This window comes from Aquipseudomonas alcaligenes NBRC 14159, assembly GCF_000467105.1.
Classification (GTDB): domain Bacteria; phylum Pseudomonadota; class Gammaproteobacteria; order Pseudomonadales; family Pseudomonadaceae; genus Aquipseudomonas; species Aquipseudomonas alcaligenes.
Genome location: NZ_BATI01000060.1, coordinates 1 through 10,335, shown reverse-complemented (window position 1 = coordinate 10,335; position 10,335 = coordinate 1). Strand labels below are relative to the sequence as shown.

General features: G+C 58.2%; 8 protein-coding genes. 5 read left to right on the top strand and 3 right to left on the bottom strand.

Translation table 11 applies throughout. The features are described 5' to 3' along the window. The 3 genes from PA6_RS23115 to PA6_RS23110 all read right to left on the bottom strand — a co-directional run. A partial coding sequence (locus PA6_RS23115; RefSeq protein WP_162149690.1) for an ATP-binding protein occupies positions 1–1,250 on the bottom strand: 1,250 nt, incomplete at its 3' end. After that, positions 1,240–3,336 (bottom strand): Mu transposase C-terminal domain-containing protein, encoded by a 2,097-nt coding sequence (locus PA6_RS23630; protein WP_147289543.1) that lies wholly within the window; start codon positions 3,334–3,336, stop codon positions 1,240–1,242. The genes PA6_RS23630 and PA6_RS23115, both read right to left, overlap by 11 nt. Positions 3,337–3,358: 22 nt before the next feature. Next, positions 3,359–4,156, bottom strand: a complete 798-nt coding sequence (locus PA6_RS23110) for a TnsA endonuclease N-terminal domain-containing protein (protein ID WP_021703065.1) — start codon at positions 4,154–4,156, stop codon at positions 3,359–3,361. Positions 4,157–4,608: 452 nt separating this feature from the next. Between PA6_RS23110 and PA6_RS21265 the strand changes: the two genes are divergently transcribed. The 5 genes from PA6_RS21265 to PA6_RS21245 form a co-directional block, all read left to right on the top strand. Beyond that, a complete protein-coding gene (locus tag PA6_RS21265) occupies positions 4,609–5,103 on the top strand; it encodes a single-stranded DNA-binding protein (RefSeq protein WP_021703063.1) in 495 nt (164 codons plus the stop codon). A gap of 111 nt (positions 5,104–5,214) precedes the next feature. Continuing rightward, complete coding sequence (locus PA6_RS21260) at positions 5,215–5,577, top strand: hypothetical protein (protein ID WP_021703062.1); 363 nt, start codon at positions 5,215–5,217, stop codon at positions 5,575–5,577. 60 nt (positions 5,578–5,637) lie between these two features. Continuing rightward, positions 5,638–7,740: a TonB-dependent copper receptor gene (locus tag PA6_RS21255; protein ID WP_021703061.1), complete on the top strand. Its 2,103-nt coding sequence runs from the start codon at positions 5,638–5,640 to the stop codon at positions 7,738–7,740. A gap of 140 nt (positions 7,741–7,880) precedes the next feature. Further along, positions 7,881–9,431, top strand: a complete 1,551-nt coding sequence (bchE, locus tag PA6_RS21250) for a magnesium-protoporphyrin IX monomethyl ester anaerobic oxidative cyclase (RefSeq protein WP_021703060.1) — start codon at positions 7,881–7,883, stop codon at positions 9,429–9,431. 197 nt (positions 9,432–9,628) lie between these two features. Further along, the coding region (locus PA6_RS21245; protein ID WP_021703059.1) for a cysteine peptidase family C39 domain-containing protein at positions 9,629–10,335 on the top strand (707 nt) is incomplete at its 3' end.

The window sequence follows — 10,335 nt, the reverse complement described above, 5'->3', positions numbered from 1 at the left end:
CGCTCGGCTGTAAGCGTATTGATGTTCGGCGAGTCTATTATGCGGTCCGTGCTCGGATACGAGCTTTTATAAATGTCGTCGAATTTCTCAATTAGCGTATGGCTCCCGCTTTGAAGTGCTCTAACTGCAGGGTGAAGCGGCTGCATTCTCTCCTTGAAAACTTTCAAGATTAGATCAGCATCAACTCGCTCGACACCACATTCTATTGCCGCAAGCTGAGCGCTAATAAGGCTAGTGAGCATGATTCCAGTGATGCCTTGGCTCACGTCGTAAAGCGCTTCAGTGATCGCATCCGAGAGATCAATAGATTCTCTTGTCCACTGGTATTTCCAAGCAATCTGGCATAGCTCTTGCCAATTGCTGTCTGCGGCTGATGTGGGGCGCTCAAGATCAAAGTACCCGCCTTCCACCAGTCGACGCGCTGTGCTGAGATCCTTCTCCAGCAATCGAAGAGATTTGTACGTTCCTACTATAACTATTGGAATTCCTAGCTCATCACGTAACGCAACTAGGAAGGCGATAATCTTGTCTGCCCCGACGCCCATTAGCGACAGGTTTTGGAATTCATCCAATATCAATGCGCCAACGTGATGATTGCTGATGATTTTTCTGATTTGGGATATGTAGAGATTTCTATCGCCACCTTTGCCTCGGAAGCTAGAAAAAATCCCCCGGTACAGATCTACACCTAAGACACTATCTACATAATCTCCAAACGATGCGCAAAGCGTCCGTACAGTGCAGTGTTCGGGTACATTGCGACGCAGCCAAATGAGTTGGCTTTCGGGGAAAACCGTTGTACGGAATTGCTCATGTTGTATCACCTGAGGGCCAAGGTGTGCTGCAATTCTATCAATGAGCGTGGACTTGCCCATGCCGGAGTGGCCGGCAATAAATGAAATTGTCGGCTTAACGCTAGACGCAGTTGGGCCCCCATGAAGAAATCGCTGCCCCTCAGCGGTAAGTGGGTTTCTAGGTATGTAGCCCTCAAATATTTGCGAACTGATTTCTATAAGCGCTCTTCTGTGTGTTTGTAAAACAGGCGCATAGAATTTCCGCAGCTGATTGATTTTCAGCCTGCGGATTGAGTTGGGAAGTTCGCGCTGATCGTCAGAATACTTAGGTTTCAGAGCAAGCCGCAGATAGGCCTCGCGATCATTGTCTGGTGGCAATTGCAAGTGGGCCAACAATGGGTTGTCGTCTATTTCCGGCGCACCAACCGTTGTGTATGTGGGGCGGCTACTGATCACTGACCTCATCCCATATTGAAATAGTACGGCTCGGCTGAGTGTTCTTCGGGGCTTTTGAGTCAGAATCTCCAGCAGACCCTTCAGACAAATAGCTTTTTGCAATGGGAAGACGTTCCTTTGCGCGTTCCTCTGCCCGGTTCTCACGTATCTGGGTGCGCGAAGATGATACAGAGACTTTGTCTTCTTTCTTCTTATTTATGCTTTCCCTGATTGATTGTCTGATCATGGGGGTTCGCTTGCGGCGCTTTACATGATTGTTCAGTCCTGCTTGTTCTGCTAGTCCGCGTTGTTCTGCGCGATATCCAGTAGCTTCTGCGAAAGACGCTCTTATTCTATGTATCTCCTGGTCGGTGTTGAATGCCGGTGTCCAAGTGTTTTTTTGAGTGTCAAGGAAATATATCTCGGATGCCAAATTTGGATCGAATGCCACCTTTATCTTAGAGCGTCTTTTTGATGCGTCATAAAGTAATCCTAGCTCTCTAAGCCGATCGCAATAATAGAGTTCGTTGTTGAGTTGCAGTCCAAGTGGGGTCACTGTTGCGTTGGCCGTTTTTAAAAGATGCTCGAACAAAAAGTTTGGCGGCATGCTGCGTGTGAAGCCAGCGCGATGCTCAAGCGCCCATGCATGTAGCCCTGCGCGGCTGGCGACATTGGCGCCGAATGGTAACGCATCTGGTGGAATAGCCTTTGGGTTAACTGGTTCCCCGTTTATATCCATGATTATTTCAACCAATATCTGCTCGAATGTGAAAATATCGAGAGCGGCATCTTTCTTGCCATTGGATTGCCTTCTCTCTAGTTTCTTAGAGAACCTGCCAGGTAAGTTGAATCTGCCCGCTTGAGGCCTCTTAATTTCAGAGTGCTTGCCTTCGACCGTGCCTTTTGCTTCTGGTGTCATGGATGGGGTGACTTCGACCCTTATCCCTGAAGCAGGAAATTCTTGCCCTTGGTTCGAGACAAACTCAGCTCTATCCGCCCGCAGCAGCGTTGGGAGGTGATGACTTGGCCAGTCTTCAGCCTTATAAGGAAGGCCTAATCTCTTGAATACAGGGCCTTTATCGCTAAAGCAATTATGGAGGGCAAGTGCAGCTACTGCCCAACTAGGGTTCTCTAGGGAAACTGCATAGCCTGTGATCATTCCATCATAAGTTTCGACTATCAGGTATACGAGGGGGCGTCCAATCAGGAGGCTGCCAGTTATTCGCGAGACTAGTTGTATTTGGAAGCATGTAGCGTCAATCTCATAGAAGCCGGGGCCTGGAATACCATCGGTGGCTTTGCCTCTCTTTCCTCTTGGATTCTCGCTCTGAGCGTCAGCTGCTAGATTTTTTAACTGTCTGCATCGATAGCGAAATTGAGACCAAGAAGGGGCTCGGTATTTCTCCATGGCGCCAGGTGTTTGAAGTAAACCAGGGTTGTCATCTTCGGTGATTACGAGCGAATCTGGAATTTTGAATTGGGTGATAAGCATTTCTCTGTATGCATCCACCCATCGCATTTTCTGCTGTCTTATATAGATATTGTATGCTGCTTCTATATTTTCTGAAACTTCATGGGCAGGCACTGTTGAAGTGAGTTGAGGGGTGTAAGTCTGTCTTCCGCGCTTACTGCCTATGCCTTGAGGCCTTAGAGGTTTACTTGAGTTTGCTAAGAATTTTCTCACAATTACTGCCGGGTTTTTCCCGGCTTGCAACCATTGGCATATCCAGCGAGTTGTTGTTTTTTTACCTATTTTCAGATGGTTGGAGATATGAAGGATTGCATTTCTGAATTTTGCCCCGTTGCTGAGCGCATCTTCAATTTCATTAAACATGTTTGCTGCTTTTGTAGCCATTAAGAGTCTTTTCATGGCGGCATCGGGCAGATTCGAAACGATGTAAGGTAATCCAGTGAAGGGGTCTTGTATCTTTTCCACTTGGTTTGAAGTAATCAGATCTACCCAGGTTTGGTAGTCTAGTCTGTATGGGGCTGTTGGCTCACCGTCTAATGAAATTAGAATGATCGTTTTTAGGTTTATAGTTTCGATTACCCTTACAGCGCTTGGGATTTCCGCAAGATACTGCTTTGGCTTGAATGTGTCATGCACAGTAAACAACTTAAGACCCTCTTTATTTAAGGCGCACTTTTGACCGGTGGTTTATGACTCCCGCATCTAGGTCTATTCGGCTTGATCCGTTCCAGATGGCTTTTCCCAAGAGTGAGTGAGCGGTTGAGCTATCTATCTTTAGTTCGCTAGCTGTTGTTTTTAAGATGTCATTGAAAGTCAGGTTCGGTCGGTGGTTTTCTTCAAAGTGCCGGCTGAACTTTTCGGGGCTGGGAAAGGTTTCTGAATCAAAGGTTTGGCTTAGCGAGAGGGAGAAGAAGTCCAAATTACTTACTCGGGCTTCTGGGCGGTGTTTTTCTGTGGCTAATCGCCAGTGAATGCCGCGATCATTCCAGTAGATCTTTTCTATTAATAATTTTTCGAGATTTCTGGGCGTTAAATCAGACTCAAGTTTTACACTTACGGCAACCAATTCGATTCCGTCTGGCCTGTGTTTGCTCAACAGCAGATCGGTCGTCATTACTTGTGGTGTGCGTGTTCCAGGATAAAGCGGGGGTTTAATGCCTAATCGTTGTGCTGTCTGATATGTCTCTTCCCAAGGGAGTAGTGCGTACTGCTCGCGGATGTCTATTGTCGACTTGTCGTACTCGGCTAGCAGGTGCTCTCTGTACTCTTGCCGCGACAGATAGTGATGCGTCCTGCCTGTGACTCTGCTGTTTACCATCGTGGATGTACCCCTGGAGGGAACATCGCGCACATAGAGAAATGGCTTGTATCTTGCCCCTTCGCCTTGCCCATAGCCGGCCTTGATCCAGCGAGCGACGTTCTCGGGCGTTGGCCTTCTTGCCTTTACACCAGCCATAGCCTTAACCCTCGTCCGGCGTATGCCAGATGAGCTCCCTTCCAGCTGAGCTCGGTAGGGGGGAGCAGACTCCTAGAGCGTCCGTGATGAGGCGGGGGCGGCGAATCTTTGTGGGGAAATCTAGGCCTGAAATCGGCGAGGAGAGGTAGGAGGAGCGATGATGCTTGCGGACATGCTGCGTATCATAGAAGCTCATCTCGGGCATGATTGGGGCTCGCGGGGGGTGTGGTCAGTGATCCCGGGGTAATGCCTGAACCCCATACGACGGAAAGCCCTCGCTTAGGGGCTCCTTGCGGTAAACTAGCCGCTATTCGAAGCAGAGGCTTACGAGTCCGTCCAGAAATGTGAAGTGGGTTGTCTTAGGGACAAAATAAATTGCCCTTACGCCCTTTCAGGGACAAATAAATTGCCCCTAGGACAAAATAAATTGACCCTAAGCATAGGAGAACGAAATGGCCCGTGGGGTTAACAAAGTCATTCTGATCGGCAACGTCGGCGGCGACCCGGAAACCCGTTACCTGCCCAATGGCAATGCGGTGACCAACATCACCCTGGCCACCACCGACAGCTGGAAGGACAAGCAGACCGGCCAGCAGCAGGACCGCACCGAATGGCACCGCGTGGTGTTCTTCGGCAAGCTCGCCGAGATTGCCGGTGAGTACCTGCGCAAGGGCAGCCAGTGCTACGTCGAAGGCCGCCTGCAGACCCGCGAGTGGGAGAAGGACGGCGTCAAGCGCTACACCACCGAGATCGTGGTCGACATGAACGGCACCCTGCAGCTGCTCGGCGGCCGTGGTGGCAACCAGGAAGGCGGTGGCGACTACGCCCCGCGCCAGCAGCAGTCGCGCCCGGCCCCGCAACAGGCCGCCCCGCGCCCGGCGCCGCAACCGGCAGCCCAGCAGCCGGCCCAGGACTTTGACAGCTTCGACGACGATATCCCGTTCTAAGCTGCGTCAGGTCCCACGAGAAGCCCGCCCAGTGCGGGCTTTTTCGTGCCCGCGGGGTGCGACGCCGTGTCCGGCGCGCTGCCCGGGCCGGGCCGCTAGAATGCCGGGCTCATGAACCCGCTCAGCCGCAATTTCCGCGATTGGCTCTACGCCTTTGCCCTGGTGGGCATGCTCCTGCGCGTGAGCATGCCTCTGTGGGCATTGCCGCAGATGAGCGAAGGCGGCTTCATGCTGCTGTGCACCTCGCAGGGCATCCAGTGGCAGCTTGGCGAGGAAGGCAAGGGCAGCGCCGCCGCGCACCAGTTGCCCTGCGTGCAGTGTGGCGCCCATCTGGCCAGCCTGCAGTCGTTTCCCTTCACCCCGCCGCCGCCGCCCGTTGCTGCGCCCGAGCGGCCGCGCTTCGCCGAGGCGCTGAACCTCAGCCCGCTGTTCCTGGTGGCGCCGCCCGGCAGGGCCCCACCGGCCATTTCCTGATCCAGCCATCCAGCGCCCTCCGTGCGAGGGCTTAGCGCTGTCTTTTTTTCAGGAAATACCATGAACGCATCCGTATTCGTGCCGGCACGTGGCTGCCGTCTGCCTTTCATCCTTTCTGCCCTGAGTCTGGCCATCGCCGCGCCGGCCTTCGCCGCCGAGCCCGCCGATGTCGAGTTGGCACCTGGCGTGGTCACTGCCGTGCAGCAGAGCTCGCCGCTGACCGTGATCGCCGACCCCAAGGACGCCCGCCAGCCGGTGCCGGCCAGCGACGCCACCGACTACCTGAAGACCATCCCCGGCTTTTCCGCCATCCGCAGCGGCGGCACCAATGGCGACCCGGTGCTGCGCGGCATGTTCGGTTCACGCATCAACCTGCGTACCAACGGCGGCCTGATGCTGGGCGCCTGCCCAGGACGCATGGACGCCCCGAGTTCCTATATCTCGCCGGAGACCTACGACCAGCTCACCGTGATCAAGGGACCGCAGACGGTGCTCTGGGGGCCGGGCGCCTCGGCAGGTACCGTGCTGTTCGAGCGCCGGCCGGAGCGCTTCGGCGAGCTCGGCACGCGCCTGCATGCCAGCCTGCTCACCGGCTCCAACGGCCGCTTCGACAAGGTGCTGGACGCTGCCGCGGGTGGCGAGCAGGGCTACCTGCGTTTCGCCGGCAACCAGGCGCAGTCCGATGATTACGAGGATGGCGACGGCGATACCGTGCCGTCGCGCTGGAAGAAGTGGAACGGCGACCTGGCCATCGGCTGGACGCCGGACGCCGACACGCTGCTCGAACTCAGTGCCGGCAAGGGCGATGGCGAGGCGCGCTACGCCGGGCGCGGCATGGACGGTGCGCAGTTCGCCCGCGAGAGCCTCGGCCTGCGTTTCGCGAAGGACAACCTGGGCGGCGTGCTGGATAAGGTCGAGGCGCAGGTCTACTACAACTACGCCGACCACATCATGGACAACTTCAGCCTGCGCGATCCCGACCCGAGCAGCATGATGCCCATGCCGATGGCCTCGCAGGTCGACCGCCGCACCACCGGCGCACGCGTGGCGGCCACCTTCGCCTGGAGCGAGGTCGAGCTGGTCGCCGGGGTCGATGCGCTGCGCAGCGAACACCGCGCCCGCGCCTCGCGCTACCGCATGCCGATGATGGGCCAGCCGGCGCAGTACACCGATGCCGACCAGTTCCCCTGGACCAAGGACTCGGTGATGCACAACTACGGCGCCTTCGCCGAGCTGACCTGGCAGGCCGCCGAGCGCAGCCGGGTGATTGGCGGCGCGCGCCTGGACCGTGCCGACGCCACGGACTACCGGCAAACCGTCACCCAAATGAGCATGGTGCAGGCCAACCCGACCGCCGGAGAGCAGCGCAGCGACACCCTGCCCAGCGGCTTTGCCCGCTATGAGTATGACCTGGCCGACTCGCCGACCACCCTCTACGCCGGTATCGGTCATGTGCAGCGCTTCCCCGACTACTGGGAGCTGTTCTCGCCCAAGCGCGCTCCCGAGGGCGAGATCAACGCCTTCGCCGGGATCGAGCCGGAGAAGACCACCCAGCTCGATTTCGGCGTGCAGTACGCCGGTGAGGACCTGCAGGCCTGGGCATCCGGCTATGTCGGCCAGGTGCGCGACTACATCCTGTTCAGCTACAGCCGCAACATGATGGGCAGCCTGGTCTCCCAGGCCGACAACATCGATGCGCGCATCATGGGCGGCGAGCTGGGTGTCGCCTACGACCTCACCGACACCTGGAAGACCGACGCCACCCTGGCCTACGCCTGGGGCAAGAACAGTTCCGATGGCGAGGCGCTGCCGCAGATGCCGCCGCTGGAAGCGCGCCTGGGGCTGACCTACGAGCGCGAGTCCTGGAGTGCCGGCGCGCTGTGGCGCGTGGTGGCCCAGCAGAACCGCGTGGACGAGGGTAAGGGCAACGTGGTCGGCCGCGACATCGGCAAGAGCGCCGGCTTTGGCGTGTTCTCGCTCAATGGCGCCTACCGCGTCAGCGAGCAGGTCAAGCTCAGTGCTGGCGTCGACAACTTGTTCGACAAGGACTACGCCGAACACCTCAACCTGGCCGGCAACGCCGGTTTCGGCTACCCGGCCGACCCGGTGGCCATCGACGAGCCGGGGCGCACCTTGTGGACCAAGGTCGAGTTCGACTTCTGAGTGTTACGGAGCCCGCCTTTTGGCGGGCTCTTTCTTGATGGTGCCAGCCACCGAATTTCCACGGATAAACCACGCCATCGCCATCAGGCCCGCAGCCGGCTTAACGACACTCCCTGGCACCCTATCGCCGAGGAGGCACCATGCCCAATACGCCGCTGCGAGTCGCCCTGATCAACCCACCTCATACCGCCATCGGCAGTCGCATCCCGTGTGAACATCTCCCGCCGCTGGGGCTGCTCAGCATCGGTGGGCCGCTGCTGGATGCCGGTTTTCCGGTGCAATTGCTGGATGCCGATCTGGACAACCTGTCACTCGACGAGATCGTGCAGCGTACCGTCGCGATGCAGCCTGACGTACTGATGCTCGGCCATTCCGGCTCCAGCTCGGTGCATGTCACGGTGGTCGAGCTGTGCCGTTTGCTCAAGGAGCAGCTGCCGCAGGCTCGGGTGGTGTATGGCGGCGTGCACCCGACCTACCACTGGGACGAGATCCTGCGTGACTGCCCGCAGATCGACTTCATCGTGCGCGGCGAGGGCGAGCAGACGGCGCTTGCGCTGGTGCGGGCGCTGCAGAGCCAGGCACCGCTGCTCGAGGTGGCCGGTATCGCCTATCGGCAGGATGGCGACGTGCAGTGCACGGTGGATGCGCCGATGCTGCGCAATCTGGACGACTACCGGGTCGGCTGGGAGCTGATCGACCACACGCGCTACTCCTACTGGGGCGGCAAGCGGGCGGTGGTGGTGCAGTTTTCCCGTGGCTGCCCCTACCTGTGCAGCTACTGTGGCCAACGCGGCTTCTGGACCCGCTGGCGGCATCGCGACCCGCAGGTGTTCGCCCGCGAGCTGGCGCGCCTGCACCGCGAGCAGGGTGTGGAGCTGATCAACTTCGCCGACGAGTTGCCCACCGGCTCGCGCAAGGCCTGGCAGGCCTTTCTCGAAGCGCTGATCGCCGAGAACGTGCCGCTGCTGCTGGTGGGTTCGACCCGGGCCAGTGATATCGTGCGCGACGCCGATATTCTGCATCTGTACCGCCAGGCGGGCGTGATTCGCTTCCTGCTGGGCATCGAGAGCTACGACGAGGCGACGCTGGCGGCGATCCGCAAGGGCGGTAACGTGCGCGAGGACCAGCAGGCGATTCGCCTGCTACGTCAGCACGGCATCGTCTCCATGGCCACCTATGTGGTCGGTTTTCAGGAGGAAACCGATCGCGATTACTGGCGCTCGTTTCGCCATTTGCTGCGCTACGACCCGGACCAGATCCAGCTGCTCTACGTCACGCCGCACCGCTGGACGCCTTTCTATGAGACGGCGGAGTCGCGCCAGGTGATCCAGACAGACACCCGGCGCTGGGACTACAAGCACCAGGTGCTGGCCGTACGCAGGGTGCCGGCGTGGCGAGTATTCCTCTGGTTCAAGCTGATCGAAGTGGCCATGCAGGCCAGGCCCAAGGCGCTGGCGCGAGTGCTGTGGCATGGCGACGCCGACTTCCGCCACGCCATGCGCTGGTACACCCGCATAGGGCGGCGGGTGTGGTTTCACGAGGTGGCCGAATTCATCTTTTCCAGCCGGCTGCTCAAGCATGGACCGACCTTGCGTGAGTTCCTCGGCCCCACGCTGGCGCAGCGGGAGTATGTGCTCGACAAGCGTCGGCCTGCGCTCAACAGTGAGCGAGTGATAGCGCGCGGGCGTTAGAGCGGGGTGACGGTTGGGGGCGGCGGCCACAGTGCTGCCGTTTGGCGCAATCGCGCACATTCGGTTTATTGGGGTCTTGCTGTCATGAACGGCGGGTGATTTATTACGCGCGCTTGAAGGCAAGGGAAGGCCTCGACCGCACACTCTGTTGTGTCCCTTGCCTTTTCTCGTCAATTGAGTGTGCGCAAGGTGATGAAATGTCGGATGAACCCCAAGGAGCGGGTACCTCGCCCGAGCCGGATACGGGCCTAGCGTGCCTGGTGATGTTGGCGCGCTTCCACAATTTGGCCGCTTCGCCGGAACAGCTCGCTCATGAGTTCGCTGAGGATGGCCGGCGTTTCGGCCGCGCCGAACTCCTTCTTTCCGCCAAGAAGCTGGGCCTCAAAGCCAAGTCTGCGCGTAGCTCTCTCAGTCGTTTAGATACCACGCCGCTGCCCGCCATCGCCGCCGATCACGAAGGCCGCTACTTCATCATTGCCCGCCTCGATGACGGCAAAGCGCTGATCCATGACCCACGCGCGCAGCGCCCGGAGGTGCTGACCTTCGAGCAATTGGAGCAGCGCTGGAACGGCGAGCTGCTGCTGATTCGCTCCGAGGCCTCGCTGGCCGGCGAGCTTTCCAAGTTCGACTTCACCTGGTTCATCCCGGCCATCGTCAAGTACCGCAAGCTGCTTGGTGAAGTACTGCTGGTGTCCTTCGTGTTGCAGATATTCGCCCTGCTCACGCCGCTGTTCTTCCAGGTGGTGATGGACAAGGTGCTGGTGCACCGTGGCCTGTCGACCCTGGACGTGATCGCCATCGGCCTGCTTGGCATCATGATTTTCGAGACGCTGCTCAGCGGCCTGCGCAGCTATGTGTTCGCCCACACTGCCAGCCGCATCGACGTGGAGTTGGGCTCACGGCT